The organism is Cellulomonas biazotea (genome assembly GCF_004306155.1).
Taxonomy (GTDB): Bacteria; Actinomycetota; Actinomycetes; order Actinomycetales; family Cellulomonadaceae; genus Cellulomonas; species Cellulomonas biazotea.
Map to the genome: position 1 here is coordinate 23,323 of NZ_BIMR01000007.1, position 15,228 is coordinate 38,550.

Annotated in this window: 14 protein-coding genes and 1 pseudogene; 6 read left to right on the forward strand and 9 right to left on the reverse strand. The window is 73.5% G+C overall.

Translation table 11 applies throughout. The annotated features are described in order from the left end of the window. Positions 1 to 423 precede the first annotated feature (423 nt). The 4 genes and pseudogenes from CBZ_RS21615 to CBZ_RS00510 form a co-directional block, all read right to left on the reverse strand. Positions 424 to 867 (reverse strand): annotated as a pseudogene (locus tag CBZ_RS21615) (GNAT family N-acetyltransferase); the annotation flags it as partial. 76 nt (positions 868 to 943) lie between these two features. Next, a complete protein-coding gene (locus CBZ_RS00500; protein WP_165446593.1) occupies positions 944 to 2,131 on the reverse strand; it encodes an FG-GAP repeat domain-containing protein in 1,188 nt (395 codons plus the stop codon). Between the two features lie 89 nt (positions 2,132 to 2,220). Continuing rightward, positions 2,221 to 3,666 (reverse strand): hypothetical protein, encoded by a 1,446-nt coding sequence (locus CBZ_RS00505; RefSeq protein WP_130779668.1) that lies wholly within the window; start codon positions 3,664 to 3,666, stop codon positions 2,221 to 2,223. Next, on the reverse strand, positions 3,656 to 4,204 hold the full coding sequence (locus CBZ_RS00510) for a sigma-70 family RNA polymerase sigma factor (RefSeq protein ID WP_246012915.1): 549 nt from the start codon (positions 4,202 to 4,204) through the stop codon (positions 3,656 to 3,658). Before CBZ_RS00510 ends, CBZ_RS00505 begins: the two co-directional genes overlap by 11 nt. Before the next feature lie 182 nt (positions 4,205 to 4,386). Between CBZ_RS00510 and CBZ_RS00515 the strand changes: the two genes are divergently transcribed. Then, positions 4,387 to 5,214 (forward strand): SGNH/GDSL hydrolase family protein, encoded by an 828-nt coding sequence (locus tag CBZ_RS00515; protein ID WP_130779669.1) that lies wholly within the window; start codon positions 4,387 to 4,389, stop codon positions 5,212 to 5,214. Between the two features lie 19 nt (positions 5,215 to 5,233). Here the strand turns inward: CBZ_RS00515 and CBZ_RS00520 are convergent, their stop codons facing one another. The 3 genes from CBZ_RS00520 to CBZ_RS00530 form a co-directional block, all read right to left on the reverse strand. Next, a complete protein-coding gene (locus tag CBZ_RS00520) occupies positions 5,234 to 5,575 on the reverse strand; it encodes a YciI family protein (RefSeq protein ID WP_130779670.1) in 342 nt (113 codons plus the stop codon). A gap of 77 nt (positions 5,576 to 5,652) precedes the next feature. Continuing rightward, positions 5,653 to 6,594 carry a cold-shock protein gene (locus CBZ_RS00525; RefSeq protein ID WP_130779671.1) on the reverse strand — a complete coding sequence of 314 codons (942 nt, stop codon included), beginning with the start codon at positions 6,592 to 6,594 and terminating at the stop codon, positions 5,653 to 5,655. A 241-nt stretch (positions 6,595 to 6,835) separates the two neighbouring features. Continuing rightward, positions 6,836 to 7,417, reverse strand: a complete 582-nt coding sequence (locus CBZ_RS00530) for a GNAT family N-acetyltransferase (RefSeq protein ID WP_246012917.1) — start codon at positions 7,415 to 7,417, stop codon at positions 6,836 to 6,838. A 132-nt stretch (positions 7,418 to 7,549) separates the two neighbouring features. Between CBZ_RS00530 and CBZ_RS00540 the strand changes: the two genes are divergently transcribed. The 3 genes from CBZ_RS00540 (at position 7,550) to CBZ_RS00550 (ending at position 11,013) form a co-directional block, all read left to right on the forward strand. Next, on the forward strand, positions 7,550 to 9,169 hold the full coding sequence (locus CBZ_RS00540; protein WP_165446594.1) for a cellulase family glycosylhydrolase: 1,620 nt from the start codon (positions 7,550 to 7,552) through the stop codon (positions 9,167 to 9,169). Between the two features lie 114 nt (positions 9,170 to 9,283). Next, on the forward strand, positions 9,284 to 9,643 hold the full coding sequence (locus CBZ_RS00545) for a PadR family transcriptional regulator (RefSeq protein WP_130779673.1): 360 nt from the start codon (positions 9,284 to 9,286) through the stop codon (positions 9,641 to 9,643). Further along, positions 9,640 to 11,013, forward strand: a complete 1,374-nt coding sequence (locus CBZ_RS00550; RefSeq protein ID WP_130779674.1) for a permease prefix domain 1-containing protein — start codon at positions 9,640 to 9,642, stop codon at positions 11,011 to 11,013. The genes CBZ_RS00545 and CBZ_RS00550 overlap by 4 nt, the downstream gene beginning before the upstream one ends. Here CBZ_RS00550 and CBZ_RS00555 read toward each other — a convergent pair. Beyond that, the gene (locus CBZ_RS00555) at positions 11,004 to 11,993 is read right to left on the reverse strand and encodes an alpha/beta fold hydrolase (RefSeq protein ID WP_130779675.1); all 990 of its coding nucleotides are present in this window, start codon (positions 11,991 to 11,993) and stop codon (positions 11,004 to 11,006) included. The two genes, CBZ_RS00550 and CBZ_RS00555, sit on opposite strands and share 10 nt — an antisense overlap. Positions 11,994 to 12,056: 63 nt before the next feature. On the opposite strand from CBZ_RS00555, the gene CBZ_RS00560 reads away from it, so the two are divergent. Further along, positions 12,057 to 13,004, forward strand: a complete 948-nt coding sequence (locus tag CBZ_RS00560; RefSeq protein WP_130779676.1) for a helix-turn-helix transcriptional regulator — start codon at positions 12,057 to 12,059, stop codon at positions 13,002 to 13,004. 64 nt (positions 13,005 to 13,068) lie between these two features. Further along, complete coding sequence (locus tag CBZ_RS00565) at positions 13,069 to 14,265, forward strand: VOC family protein (protein ID WP_246012919.1); 1,197 nt, start codon at positions 13,069 to 13,071, stop codon at positions 14,263 to 14,265. Positions 14,266 to 14,329: 64 nt separating this feature from the next. Here CBZ_RS00565 and CBZ_RS00570 read toward each other — a convergent pair whose 3' ends face one another. Next, complete coding sequence (locus tag CBZ_RS00570; protein WP_130779677.1) at positions 14,330 to 15,166, reverse strand: alpha/beta fold hydrolase; 837 nt, start codon at positions 15,164 to 15,166, stop codon at positions 14,330 to 14,332. Between the last annotated feature and the right edge of the window lie 62 nt (positions 15,167 to 15,228).

The following is a 15,228-nucleotide window of genomic DNA, read 5'->3' on the forward strand; positions in this document are numbered from 1 at the left end:
CGCGTCGAGCTGCTGTCCCTCGTGGGTCGGTTGCTGAAGATGGTGCGGGCAATCCCGGTCGACGAGCCGTATCGCGACTCTTTCATCGCTCAGGTCGATGAACTCGCAACCCTGGCAGCCGCACCGCGCCCCTGAGCACGGCGCCATCGTCAGCCCGGTGAACGTCCATTCCGCGCGCGGGGCCGTAGACCCTTTCCGAGGATTCGGACAACCAGGCCCACGTCCGGGGCCCCCCGGAGGGCCGTGCACAGCTCGCGCGCCCGCCGCGTCCTCGACGACACCGGCGGCATGCGGCCGCCTGCACTCGGCGAACGACGTGCCCGGTGAGCGCGGTCGGAGCGCGGAGTAGACCTCCATGTCGACCCGCCGCCCGCCGATGACCTGGTGGCTGCGCAGCCGACCCTCGCGCTCGTAGCCGGCGTTCTCGGCGGTGCGGACCGACGCGACGTTCCAGGGCTCGATGTACAGCTCGACGCGGTGCAGCGCGGGCAGGCTCCAGGCGAACGCCGTCACGGCCCTCAGCGCATCGGCCGCGACGCCCCTCCCCCGCGCGCGCGGCGCGACGCCGTATCCCGCGGTGGCCCGGCCGTCCGCGACGTCCTTCACCCACAGCCCGACCTGCCCGACGGCGCGGTCGTCGGCGGCGGCGGCGACGCAGAAGGAGTACCCGGTGCCCGTGCGCAGCCGGTCGTGCTGGCGCTCGATCCACTCGACGGCCTGCTGCTCCGTCGCGTGGGCGACGAGCGTGCCGACCAGGGGGACGTAGGGGTCGGTGGCCAGGTCGCGGACCATCGCGGTGTCGCGCAGCTCGAACGCGCGGAGCCGGACGCCGCCGCACGCGGGCGCGACCGTCGGCATCGTCAGCATGCCGCCCAGTATCGGACCGCGCCGGAACGCCGCCCCGGTGGGGCACCGACGGCGCGCCGCCTACCGGTCGGTGGGCTCAGACGGCGTGCGCGTGACCGACGCTCGCGCGGCTCGACCAGTAGCTCCACCCGCCGCCGCTGAGCGTGCCGATCACGACGGGCGCCTCCGAGGCAGTGCCGGCGTCGTTCGTGCGGTGCCACCACAGGAGCGACCCGCCGTCGGGCTGGGCGTGCATGGTGACGACGTCGTCGCGCCCGTCGCCGTCGACGTCGGCGGCGTACTGGCGCGACAGGTAGAAGTCCCAGCCGCCCGCGTAGAGCCCGGTCAGGAGGGTCGGCTGGTCCGCGAACACCTCTCCGGCGGACGCGCGCGACCACAGGGCGATCCCGCCGCCCTGCTGCACCTGCACGCTCACGAGGTCGTCGCGCCCGTCGCCGTCGACGTCGGCGAGGAGCTCGCGACCGGCGGTGAACGACCACCGCTGCCCGGCCGGAGCCACGGTCGACGACGCGGCCGTGCGGAACGCCGAGCCCGTGCTGACGTGGATCGTGTGGCGCACGCCGTCGTCCCACGAGGACGACGACCCGGTGGAGTCGGGGACGGTGCTGACGAGGTCCGCCCGGCCGTCGCCGTCGGTGTCGCCGAGCGCGTACCGGACCTGGAAGAACGGCAGGAGCCACGGGCGCGCCGTGTCCTGCAGCTGGGCCCAGAGCTCGGGCGCGGCGAAGCCGGTCCCCGTGTTGTGGTGCACCCACACGTTGGTGCGGACGTCGCCGGGTGCGACCGGGTTGCTGTGCACGCTGACGACGTCGTCCAGGCCGTCGCCGTCGACGTCGCCGACGAGCTGGCGCGACGCGTCCCACGACCACCCGCCGGTGCGCAGCTCACCCCACACGTGCGGCGTGGGGTCGGGGCCGCCGCCGACGACCCACAGGAGCAGCCCGCCGTCGGGCTGACGGTGCGGCAGGAGCCAGTCCGGGCTGCCGTCGTCCGTGCCGGAGACGTCGCCGAAGTCGCCGGCCTCGGTGCGCGACGAGCCGAAGTCCCACCCGCCCGCGACCAGCGACGTCACCAGCTGCGGTCGGCCGAACGCGGGGTCGTCGGCCGCGAGCGGGACCTCCCACAGGTTCACGCCGCCGTACGGCAGCCAGTGCGTGATGTCGAGCGCGGGCGCGCCCGCGTCGTCCGCGGCGGCGGCCGGTGGGGCCCCCAGCGCGAGCATGCCCAGGACCGACAGGGCGACAAGTCCGATACGTCGTTGCATCGCTGCTCCATCTCCGTGCCGGGAGTGGTCCTCCCGGAACCAACCTAGCCACCTCGGGGCGCCGCGGAAGACGCCCATGGGCACGTCGTTCACCTGGCGACCACCACCTCTCCGATGCCCGGACCGTCGAGGTCCGTCACGGGTCTGGTGAGGACGACCGTGGACTCGCCCGTGCGCGGGTCGTGCCGGGTGACGGACCACGTGGGCCCCCCTGTCCCGCACCCCGACTCCACGGTGTAGAGGAATCCCTCCACTCCCGCGACGACAAAGGTGGATCCGTCGTCGGCGGTCGAGAGCGGCGCCGTCGCCCGCCCCTCGCCGTCGAACCACGCGACGCCCGGGCACCGCGTCCCGGGCCACCCCCGGCCCTCACCGATCGACGCGGCGAAGACCCCGTCCGCCACCCGGACCGCCCACGCCGGGTACGGCTCACCGGGCGGGTACTCGCGCGTGGACGTCACCACCGGGTACCCGCTCGAGACGTCGACGACGACCGCCGTCACGACGACCGACAGCGTCGCGCCCTCACGTAGCGCGTAGCAGTTGAGCAGCAGGCGGGTCGGGCTGAACCAGAGCCCGGACTGGCAGCTCTCGTCCGCCGGCCGGTCCACCGCCATCGGCGCGCCGGGTGCGTCCGACGTCAGGTCGAGCACCGCGGGGCCCTGCCCGGTGCTGACGGCCGCGTACCGTCCCGTGGGGTCGACCACGAGGACGTCCGTGTCGTCGTCGTCGCCACCGGACCCGATCTGTCGAGCGTCTCCGGACGCCGGTAGCACCCACGCGCCGCCGAGCGGCCACGCTGAGGGCCATCGCTCCCAGACCTCGGTGCCGTCGGGCGTCACGTCGACGAAGCCCACTCGATCCGGGAGGCCGCGGCTGTCGTCGGTCACCGCCCCGGTGAGCAGGTCGAGGCGGGCCCGGTGGTGCTGCTCGCCCGAGCCGCTCACCACGACGAAGGAGGCCCCCGCGGGCCAGCGTTCCAGGGAGAACCCGGTCTCGGGACCGAGGCCCGACGGGTCCGGGTCGGCCGCGCGGTACACCTCGCCGGCCGGCGAGGACACGAAGACCGCGGTGTCCCGCACCGGGGCGTCCCCGAGGGCCGCGCCCGGCTCTCGAAGGTCGAGCTGGCTGACGACCCATCCGGCACCCGCGGTCGCGAGCACGTCGGCAGTCAGCGGCCGGTAGGGCGGCAGCCCGGGCTCCTCGATCAGCGCCACGGGCGGCGTCGTCGGCACAGGTGTCGGGGTGGTCGACGGCTGCGGGCTGGTCGTGATGCGCGGGCTGGTCGTGACGTGCGGGCTGGGCGTCACCGCCGGCTCCACCTGCGGTCGCACCAGGTTGCCCACCAGGACGACCGCGACCCCGACCGCGACCGCCGCGACACCGAGCACCGTCTGCCGGGCGTGCCGGACCCTGCGCCGGCGCCGCACACCGGACAGTGCCCGCCCCCACGGTCCCTCGGTCCCCACCTGGGCGAGCGCCGCCGCGTCCGTGTCCGCCGCGGCACGCAGCACGTCGTGCAGGTCACGCTCCACGACCCACCTCCTTCACGCTCACGAACTCCGGATCGCTCGCCGTGGTGCCGAGCGCCGTATTCAGGGCGGCGATGCCGTCAGCCGTGTAGCGCTTGACCGACCCCTCCGTCAGCCCGAGCGCGTCCGCGGTGTCCCGGATCGACAGGTCGTCCAGGAACCGCAGCGCCACGCACGCCCGCACCCGCGGCGCCAGGACCCCCAACGCCGCCACGACGTCACCCGACAGGCCCTGCGGCTCCGGTACCACCTCCGACGTCGCGAACCCGGCCAGCCGCACCCACGCCCGCCGCTCGTGCCCCGCCGTCCGCGACCGGTCCACGGACCTCGTCGTGATCGCCCGCCGCACGTAGGCCTCGGCCTCGTTCACCGACCCGAAGCGCGCCCGCCCCGAGAACGACGCCACCAACGCCTCCTGGACCAGGTCCTCGGCGTCCTCGCGCGACCCGGTCAGGAACGTCGCCCGCGACAGCAAGCGCGGATACCGCTCCCGCACGAGCTGCTCGAGCATCGGCTCCCACCGGCCCATCGGCACACCCATCTCCCTCGGTCGACGTCCACTAGAACGGGCCGACGTCGAGAAAAGTTGGGGTCACCGACCAGCGGCCGACCGGCGTCGTCCCCGGCCGCCGATCCGACGGCGCTGGGCGCCCGCGACGCCGACGGCGGGGCGACGCCCCCTCTCGCCCGGCACCGCTCGCCCGGGGTGGCTACGGTGCGAGGATGACGCGCTCTCAGCGGACGACGAGGTCCGCCGTCCTGGCCGTGATCGCCGCCGCGCTCGTCCTCGTCGGGTCGGCCGGAGGTGCGGCGTCGGCCTCTCCCTCCCGCGTCGTCCTCGACGCCCTCGGCGACTCGTACGCCTCCGGGTACGGCGTCCCGCCCTACGAGGCCTGCGGCCGGTCGCAGAGCGCCTACCCGGTGCAGCTCGACGGGCGCCACCGCCTGCGCCTCGACGACTTCGTGGCCTGCGCCGGCGCCACCACGACCTCGCTCGTCAGCGGCGGTCAGCTCGCCGCGCTGGACGCCGACACCGACGTGGTGACGCTGACCGTCGGCGGCAACGACGTCGGCTGGTCGACGGCCGTCTCCGCGTGCCTCGGCGGCACCGACGCGCAGTGCGCGGGCGCGGTCGCCCTCGTGGACGGCCGGATCACGAACGAGCTGCCGGCGCTCCTCGACACCGTCTACGCCCAGGTCACGGCGGCTGCCCCGAACGCCCGCGTCGTGGTGACCGGCTACCCGCGGCTCTTCTCGCCGGAGCACGGCCCCTACCTCGCCGCCACCACGGCCGAGCTCGCCACCCTCAATGCCGCCGCGGACACCCTCGACGCCGTGATCGCCGCCGCGGCCGGCCGCGCCGGGTTCCGGTTCGTCGACGTGCGCGCACGCTTCGACGGGCACGGGGCGAACGCGCCCGAGGCGTGGATCCTCGGGGCGTCCGACCCTGGCGCGTTCCACCCCACCGTCGAGGGCTACCGGGCCTACACGGCCGCCGTGAACTCGGCGCTGGGTCCGGTCAAGCCGCGCTGCGGCGGGCACCGCTCCTGAGTCGACCCGGTGCCGGGGCCTACTTGACGACCCGGACCTCCTGCGGCCAGCCGCAGCCCACGGCGACCCGGCCCGCCCACATCTTGGCGGTCTCCAGGTCGGGCACGTCGATGATGGTGATCCCCCCGAGGTACTCGGTCGTCTCGGTGTAGGGACCGTCGGTGATCGTCACCGTCCCGCTCGTCGCGTCGGCGGTGAACGCGTCGGCCAGGTCCTCCTCGAGCCCGCCGGCGAAGACCAGGACCCCGGCCGCCTCCATCTCGCGGACGACCGCCGTGCTGGGCTCGACGCGGCTCTGGAACCACTCGGCCGGGTGGTCGCCGACCCACTGCTGGTGGAAGTAGATGGCGTACTGCGTCATGTCGCTCCTCCTGTGCGGCTGATCTGCCTGCCCTGTCACCACTCTGACGGACGAGCCTCGCCGGAATCGACAGGAGCTCAGAGCAGCTCGACGCCGTCCGCCTGCGGTCCTCGGTCGCTCTGGCGGACCTTGAACCGGACGCGGTCGCCCTCCTCGAGGATCTCGGCGTTGCGCACGACCGACACGTGCACGAACAGGTCCGGGCCTCCGGCGTCCGGCGTGATGAACCCGAAGCCGCGGTCCGCGTCGTAGCGGGCGACCACGCCCTCACCGCCGCGCGCGGGTGCCCCACCGCCCGCAGGCGGCCCCGACCGACCGCGAGCAGGCGGCGCCGCGGGCCTGCTCCGGCGCGGGGGGCCGGCGACGAGCCGGACGTCGAGGGCCTGCGGACCTCGCTCGCCGGCCGCCACCTCGTAGGTCACGCGGTCACCCTCGACGAGCTCGTTCAGCCCGCCGGTCAGTGCGCGGGCGTGGACGAACAGGTCCTCTCCGCCGGAGTCCGCGGCGACGAACCCGAAGCCCTTGTCCGGGTCGTACCAGGTCACCGTGCCGTCGGCACCGTCGGACGCCACCGCGCGGCCGGCCGCGTCGCCGAGCGGCAGCAGGTGGTCCGCCTGCGGCCCCTTCTCCCCGGGGACGACGAGGAAGGCGACGCGCTGCCCCTCGACGACCACGCCGCCGCCGACGATCGCCGAGCTGTGGAGGAAGATCTCGGGACCGCCGCCGTCCGGGCCGATGAACCCGTACCCCTTCGCCGGCTCGTACCAGCTCACGGTGCCGAGCACGCCGAGCGCGGCGTCGGCCGCCACGTCGCCGACCACCCGGACCCGGCGGGCGACGGGGCCGCGGTCCCCCTCGCCGACCTCGAACTCGACCTCCTGCCCCTCGCGGAGCACCCTCGGCCCGTCGTCGCCGACGATCTCCGACGCGTGGACGAACAGGTCCTCGGCGTCGTCCCCGAGGTCGAGGAAGCCGAACCCCCGCTCGGGGTCGAACCAACGGACGACTGCCTGCGGCACGGGGACTCCTCGTCGATGCACGGATGGTGCGTCCAGTGTCCTCCACCGCCGACGAGGGAGCGCCCTCAGGCCGTCACGTCAGGCGCCTGTGCGATCACACCTGGGCCACGTCGGGAGTCGCGGACGTGCGGCCGGCCGGGACGTCGTCCCCGGTCGTCGCCGATCCGCACACCCGGCGATACCTGGGCGGGTGGCGCCGTGCCGACGACTCCGGCCTCGTCACGGCCGGCGGCGACGCACCTCAGGGACGGTGCCGCTGCTCCCACTGCTCCTTGGTGATCTCGTACCTGTAGCCACCGAGCTCGGCGCCCTCGACGGCGAGCATGTCCTCGGGCGTCTCCAGGGCCCCGGTGACGGTCATCCCGACCTTCTCCATCACGTGCTGCGACGAGCGGTTCAGCGCCATCGTCGCGCCCCACACGACGCGCACGTCGAGGTCGGTGAACGCCTTCTCGAGCAGGCCGGACGACACCTCGGTGGCGTAGCCCTGGCCCCACGCGACCTGCCGCAGCCGGTACCCGAGCTCGACCTCGTCCAGCGGCCCGTCACGCTCGGGACGCAGGCAGAACCACCCGAGGAACTCGCCGCCCGCCGTGGCGGCGGCGAAGAGCCCGAAGTCGCCGGCCCACCGGTCGTAGCCGGCGAGGATGCTCGGAAGGTCGCGGTCGCGGATCAGGTCCGGCGCGGTCGGCTCGCCTCCGGACAGGTAGCGCATGACGGCGGGGTCGCTGTCGAGCTCGATGAGCAGGTCGGCGTCGTCGGCGCGGAGGCGGCGCAACGTCACGCGCTCGGTCTGCAGGTACATGTCCACGGACGCCAGCATGCCGAGCGGGCCGGTCGCGGTGTGAATCGTTTTGCACGGCTGCGCGGGTGACGTCGCTCTGGTGGGCTTGCCAGTCCGTCGCCAGGGTCGCCCGGGCCGTGGCGCTCCCGTCCCCTGAGAGGGGTCCCTCCCGTGCGCGCACTCCGCAAGGCGCTGACCGTGGCCACGGCGGCCCTGGTCGTCGTCGCCGGCTCGATCGTGGTCTCCCAGCCGGCGAGCGCCGCCGCCGGCTGCCGCGTCGACTACGCGGTGACCAACCAGTGGCAGAGCGGCTTCGGCGCGAACGTGCAGGTGACGAACCTGGGCGACCCGGTCACCTCGTGGGACCTGCGCTTCTCCTTCGGCGCCGGCCAGACGGTCTCGCAGCTGTGGAACGGCACGGTCACCCAGTCCGGGGCCGCGGTGTCGGTGCGCAACGCCGGGTGGAACGGGTCGGTCGGCACGAACGGCACCGCGTCGTTCGGCTTCAACGGCACGTGGTCCGGGTCGAACCCGGCGCCGACCGCCTTCACGCTCAACGGCGTCGCGTGCACCGGCAGCCCGGTCACCCCGACGACCACGCCGACGACGTCCCCCTCCCCCACGCCGACCCAGTCGCCGCGGCCGACGACCACACCGACGCCCACGCCCACCCCGACCCCGACGCCGACCACGGGCCCGGTCACGGGCAACGCCGCCCAGCTCGTCGCGGGCATGGGCAAGGGCTGGAACCTCGGCAACCAGCTCGAGGCCAACATCAACGGCGTGCCGAGCGAGACGGCGTGGGGCAACCCGGTCGTCACGGGGGCGCTCCTCGACCGGGTCAAGGCGTCCGGCTTCTCGACGGTCCGGATCCCGGTCTCGTACCTCAGCAAGATCGGCTCGGCGCCGAGCTACACCGTCGACGCCGCGTGGCTGGACCGGATCGAGGAGGTCGTGAAGCTCGCCTACGACCGCGGGCTGTACGTCGTCGTCAACATGCACGGGGACGGCTACAAGAGCGTGAGCGGCTCGTGGCTCATCTGCGACGCGTCGTCGCAGACCGCGATCCGGGAGAAGTACCAGAAGGTCTGGCAGCAGGTGGCCTCGGAGCTCGGGGGCTACGGCGGTCGTCTGGTCTTCGAGTCGATGAACGAGAACTTCGACGGGCAGTACGGGAACCCGACGCAGCCGTGCTACTCGAACATCAACGCGTACAACCAGGTCTTCGTCGACACGGTGCGCCAGACCGGGGGCAACAACGCCTCGCGCTGGCTGCTCGTGCCGGGGTGGAACACGAACATCGACTACACGACGGGGAGCTACGGGTTCGTCATCCCGACCGACCAGTACCGCTCGTCGGCGATCCCGAGCAACGAGAAGCGGCTCATGATCTCGGTGCACTACTACGACCCGTGGGACTTCGCGGGCGCGGAGAACGGCACCTACACGCAGTGGGGGCCGAACGCGACGGACGCGTCGAAGAAGACGTCGTGGGGCCAGCAGGACTTCATGGACGCGCAGCTGAAGAAGACGTACGACGCGTTCACGACCAAGGGCTACCCGGTGTTCGTCGGCGAGTACGGCTCGATCGACAAGACGGCGTTCGACTCGTCGAACAACCGGTACCGGGCGGACTACGCGCGCACGCTCGTCGCGACCGCGAAGAAGTACGGCGCGGTCACGGCCTACTGGGACAACGGCCACAACGGTCAGTACGGGTTCGCGCTGTTCGACCGGCGCACCGCAACCGTGACCCAGCAGGGGATCATCGACGCGATCATGGGGTCCTGACGGGCTGGTTGGTCGCCGTCCGCGGATGCCCGGCGCACGTTCGTCGGGCACCCGCGCCATACCTTGCGGTGCTAGGGTTCTGATCCCTAGCACTCCGAGGTATCGGGAGCCTGCGTGCACATCGACAAGGACCTGGTCGCGGCCTCCGCGACCCCGCTGGTCCTCGGCATCCTCGCGGACGGCGACCTCCACGGGTACGGCATCCTCAAGCGGGTCGGCGAGCTGTCCGACGGTCGCATGCAGTGGACCGACGGCATGCTCTACCCCCTGCTGCACCGCCTCGAGCGCAACGGCTGGGTGTCCGCCCGGTGGGGCGTCTCCGACGCCGGGCGCAAGCGCAAGCACTACGCGCTGACCGCGGCCGGACGAGAGGCCCTCGAGCAGCGGCAGGCGCAGTGGGACGTCGTCGCCGACGCGCTGCGCCAGGTGTGGAACGCCGTCCAGGGACCCGACGAGGCGGTGGCGTGGGCATGAGCGAGAACGCCTCCCTCGACGAGCACACGGGTCTCGAGCACCAGATCGACCAGTGGCGCACCTGGCTGCTCCGCCGCAGGGCGATCACGCCCGACGACGCCGCGGAGCTCGAGGACAACCTGCGCGGCCGGGTCGCCGACCTGCGGGCCGGCGGCCTCGACGACGACGAGGCGTTCCTCGTCGCGGTCAGGCGCATGGGCAACCTCGACGACGTCTCGCGCGAGTTCGCCCGCGAGCACTCCGAGCGGCTCTGGAAGCAGCTCGTGCTCGTGCCGGGGACGACGTCGGACGCGGACCGGCGGTGGCGCGACCTCGGCGTGCTGATCGGCCTCGCCGTCGGCGCGGGGATCGCCGTCAAGGCCCTCCTCGCGCTCGACGACGAGACGTTCGGGCTCAACGTCGCGTTCGCGGTCCTGCCGTTCCTCGCCGCGTACTTCGCCTGGTCGCGCCGGCTGCCCGGCCGGGTCGTCGGCGCCCTGGTCGGCCTGGCCACCGCGGTCGCGGTCGTCGTGAACCTGTACCCGTTCGTCACCGACGCGGGCGGCGACGTCGGGATGACGTACGTGCTCACCGCGACCCACCTGCCCGTCCTGCTGTGGCTGCTCCTCGGGGTCGCCTACACCGGAGGGCCGTGGCGCGACCACGCCCGCCGCATGGACTTCGTGCGGTTCACCGGCGAGCTGGTCATCTACTTCGCCCTCATCGCGCTCGGCGGCGGCCTGCTGACCGGGCTGCTGTTCGCCACCTTCGAGGTCGTCGACATCGACATCGAGCCCTTCGTCGGCGACTGGCTCATGCCGTTCGCCGTGCCCGGTGCGTTCTTCGTCGCGGCCTGGCTGGTCGAGGCGAAGAAGAGCGTCGTCGAGAACATGGCCCCCGTCCTCACCCGCGTGTTCACCCCGCTGACCGTCGTGCTGCTGGTCGCGGCCTTCGTCGCGCTGCTCACCGGTGGTCCGCTGACCGCCGTGGACCGCAACCTGCTGATCCTCATGGACGCGATCCTGCTGCTGGTGCTGGCGCTGCTGCTGTACTCCATCAGCGCCCGCGACCCGCTCGCGCCGGCCGGGGCCTTCGACTGGCTGCAGCTCGTGCTCGTCGGGGTGGCGTTCGCGGTCGACGTCGTCGCGCTCACCGCGATGGTCACGCGGATCGCCGACGCCGGCTGGACGGCCAACAAGGCCGCCGCGCTGGGCCTCAACCTGGTGCTGCTCGTCCACCTGGTCGGCACCGGCTGGCTGCTGGCGCGGTTCCTGCGCGCACGAGGCACGTTCGACGCGCTGGAGCGCTGGCAGACCCGCTACCTGCCCGTGTACGCGGCGTGGGCGGCCGTCGTCGTGCTGGTCTTCCCGCCGGTCTTCGCCTACGCCTGAGCCGGCGGGCGCGCGGGGTCGGCACTCCGCGTGGCGTCCAGCTCCGCCAGCCACCCGAGGATCAGCCGGTTCGTCTCCTCCGGCGCCTCCTGCTGGATCCAGTGCCCGGTGTCCAGCGTGACGACGTCCACGCGGGGCACGAGCTCCGTCAGCCGCTCCGCCCGCGCGACCGTGTCACGGGCGCCGTAGACCATGAGCGCGGGCTGCCGGACCACGGGGTCGACGTCGGCCAGCAGGTGCCAGTTGCGGTCGAGGTTCCGGTACCAGTGGATGCCGGGCGTGAACCCGGTCGACTCGAACGCGGAGACGAAGACGGCCAGGTCGTCGTCGCCCATGAGCGGCTCTCCGAGCGGGGTCTGCGCGCGCGCGAGGTCGATCAGGGCCATGCCCGGCTGCGGCGGCGTCGGGGGCACGTCCTTCCGGAACAGGTTCCGCAGGAACCGGTACGGGTTCTCGTCGAGCACGGCGTCCGCGACGCCCGGCCGGCGGTTGACGTGCACGAAGTAGAAGTCGTCGCCGAGGACCTCCCCCATGACCTCGACCCAGGGCCGCTCCCCGCGCTCCTGGTAGGGCAGGCTCAGGTTGACCACCGCACGGACGCGGCTCGGGTGCAGCAGGGTCAGGCCCCACACGACGAAGGCGCCCCAGTCGTGGCCGACGAAGACCGCGTCCGCGTAGCCGTAGTGGTCGAGGAGCCCGACGAGGTCGCCCGTCAGGTGCGCGAGGTCGTACTCCGTCACCTCGGTGGGACGCGACGACCCGCCGTACCCTCGCTGGTTGGGGACGATCACGTGGTACCCCGCCGCGACGAGCGCGGGAACCTGGTGGCGCCACGAGTACGCGTGCTCCGGCCAGCCGTGGCAGAGCACGACCGGCCGTCCGGCGTTCTCACGTCCTGCTTCGAACACCTCGAGCGTGACGCCGTCGACGGGGACGAGGGTGGGCCGGGGGAAGTCCAGAGGGCGTGTCGATGAGGTCATGGCGCACATCGTGGCGACCGAAACCGGTCACCTCCTGACCGGTTTCCCTGGGAGTCTCGTCGGGTGCGAGCAGACCGCCTGATGGCCCTCGTCCTGCTGCTGCAGCAGCGCCGGCAGGTGACGGCCGCCGAGGTCGCCCGCGAGCTCGAGGTCTCCGAGCGCACCGCGCGGCGCGACCTCGACGCCCTGTCCACCGCCGGGGTACCCGTGTACTCCCTGCCGGGTCGCGGCGGCGGGTGGCGGCTCGTCGGAGGCGCCCGCACCGACCTGTCCGGGCTGACCGCGGGAGAGGCCCGCGCCCTGTTCCTCGTCGCCGGCCCGGCCTCGGCGGCGACCCCGGCCGTGAAGGCGGCCCTGCGCAAGCTCGTCCGCGCGCTGCCCGAGCCCTTCCGGGACCAGGCCGAGGCGGCGGCGACGGCGTCGGTCGTCGACCCGCGCGGGTGGGGGTCGAGCGGGGCCGAGCACCGGCCACCCCGGTTCCTCGACGACCTCCTGGACGCGGTGGTCCGCGGCGTCCAGGTGCGGCTCGGCTACGTCGACCGGACCGGCGCCGAGACCGGGCGGACCGTCCACCCGCTCGGCGTCGTCGCCAAGGGGCCGTCGTGGTACCTCGTCGCCCAGACCGACGCGGGCCGCCGGACCTTCCGGGCCGACCGCGTGTCGTCCGTCGACCCCACCGACGACCCCGTGGACCGGCCCGAGGACTTCGACCTCGCCGCGAGCTGGCGCGAGATCGCCGACGAGGTCGACCGCCGACGCACACCGCTGGAGGCTCGGGCGCTCTGCACACCCGACGGGGTCGGGATCCTGCGGATCGGGTTCAGCGGGCGGCTCGAGGTCGGAGGTCGCACGCCCGACGGACGCGTCGAGGTCGTGGTCCGTGGGCGCGACGAGCACATGCTCGCGGGCGAGCTCGCCGGGCTGGTCGAGTGGGTCGAGGTGACCGGCCCGCCCGGGGTGCGCGCCCACCTGGCCGCGATCGGCGGTGCGCTCGTCGAGCGGTACCGCTGAGACCGGCACGGACGCGACGCGTCTGCCCGAGAGGTTGTCAGGGGCGGGTCCTACAGTGCCCGGTATGACCGGGATCGGTGCGGACTGGCGGATGGTCGACGGCATCACGACGGCATGGTTCGAGGCGTCGTCGCTGACCGAGGGGGCCGCGCTCGCCGGGCGCGTCCTGGCGCTGTCGGCCGGGGCCGCGGTCGACGTGCGCGCGACGGGCGTGCGGGTACGGCTCGACGTGCGTCCCGACACGCACCTCGGCTCGCAGCAGCACGCCGCCGCGGTGTCGGCGGCCGCGCGCGACCTCGGGCTGACCGCGGACCCGGCCGTCCTGCAGCACCTCGGCATCGTGATCGAGTCCAGGGACCCCTCCGCGGTGACGCCGTTCTGGCAGCGGGTGCTGGACTACGCGCCCGGCGTTGACGGTGGTCTGGCGGACCCGTCGCGACGCGATCCCGCGGTCCAGGTCCGGCCGTCGTCCGAGCCCCGCCCGCTGCGCAACCGCGTCCACCTCGACGTCGTGCGACCGGCCGCGGCGGTCGAGCAGGCGGACGTCGGCGAGGCGTACGGGCCGTTCGGGGTCTGCCACGCCGACGCCGACGGCAACGAGGTCGACCTCGTGCCCGGCGGTGCGCTCGGCGACGGGGCGGAGACGGCCGACTGGCAGGCGGTGTTCGGCGCGATGGCGTCCTACCGCACGACCTCGACCGAGCAGCAGCGCGACCTGGCTGCCGCAGCGGCGGCCCTGGCCGACGACGCCGGGTTCCCGCTGCTCGTCGACCTGCGTCCCGGGCTCGTCGTCCTCGACACCGGCAAGGACCTGTGGGAGGACGACGCGCACGGTCTGGACGTCGACTTCACGGCCCTCGCCGCGCGACTCCAGGCCGCCGCCCGCGACGTGGGGGCCACGGCGGACCCGGGGCTGCCGCGCCTCGTCCAGGTCGTGCTCGACGCCGCCGACATCCCCGCGGTCCGCGCGTTCTGGGTCGCCGCGCTCGGGTACGCGCACGACCGGCGCGCCGGGCTCACCGACGTCGTCGACCCGCGTCGGCTCAACCCGGTGCTGATGTTCCAGGACGTCGACCTCGCGGAGACCGAACGGCGGCAGCAGCGCAACCGGATCCACCTCGAGCTCGCCGTGCCGTCGAACGTCGCGCCGGCACGCCTCGCCACGGCCCTCGCGGCGGGCGGCCGGCTCCTCGACGAGGCGGAGGGGCGCTGGCGGGTCGCCGACCCCGAGGGCAACGAGCTGGTGGTCGTCGCGCGCTGAACGCCGCCCTCAGTCGCCGGCCCCGGGACGGGCGACCGAGGGCGGCACTCGGCCGCCGGATGGGTCAGCGGGCGAGGAACGCGAGCAGCGCCTCGTTGACCTCGGCCGTGTGGGTGGTCAGCAGGCCGTGCGGCGCACCCTCGATCTCGACGTACTCGGCGGACGGCAGCGCCTGCGTGAAGCGGCGGGCGGTGGCGTCGACGGGCAGGATGCGGTCGCCCGTGCCGTGCAGGATGAGGGCGGGCACGTCGACCTTGGGGATGTCGGCGCGGAAGTCCGTGCCCCACGTGAGCGGCGCGGCGGCCGAGGCGACCGAGCCGGAGCCGGCGGCGACGTCCCAGGCGTGGCGCACCTGCTCCTCGCTGATGCGGGTGCCCAGGTTCTCGTCGAGGTTGAAGAAGTCCTGGTAGAAGCCCGTGAAGTAGGCGTACCGGTCCTTGCGGACGCTCGCGGCGACGTCCTCGAAGAAGGACGCCGGGACCGCACCCTCGGGGTTGTCCTCGGTCTTGGTGAGGAAGGGCTCGAGCGACGCGAGGAACGCGGCCTTGGCGACGCGGGCCGAGCCGTAGGTGCCGAGGTAGCGCGCCACCTCGCCGGTGCCCATCGAGAAGCCGACGAGGACGACGTCGTGCAGGTCGAGCGTCGTCAGGACCGTGTCGAGGTCGGCCGCGAAGGTGTCGTAGTCGTAGCCGACGGACGGCTGGCTGGACTGGCCGAAGCCGCGGCGGTCGTAGGTGATGACGCGGTAGCCCGCGTCGAGGAGCGCGGCCGTCTGCCCCTCCCAGGAGTTGCCGTCGAGCGGGAAGCCGTGGATGAGGACGACGGGCTGGCCGGTGCCCTTGTCCTCGTAGTGCAGCTCGATGTCGACCGAGTTCTCCGTGCCGACCGTGATGCGACCCATGACGTGCCCCTTGTCATCCGGTGGAGAACGAGCGTTCTCCGGCTGTGTGGCCTACAGTAGAG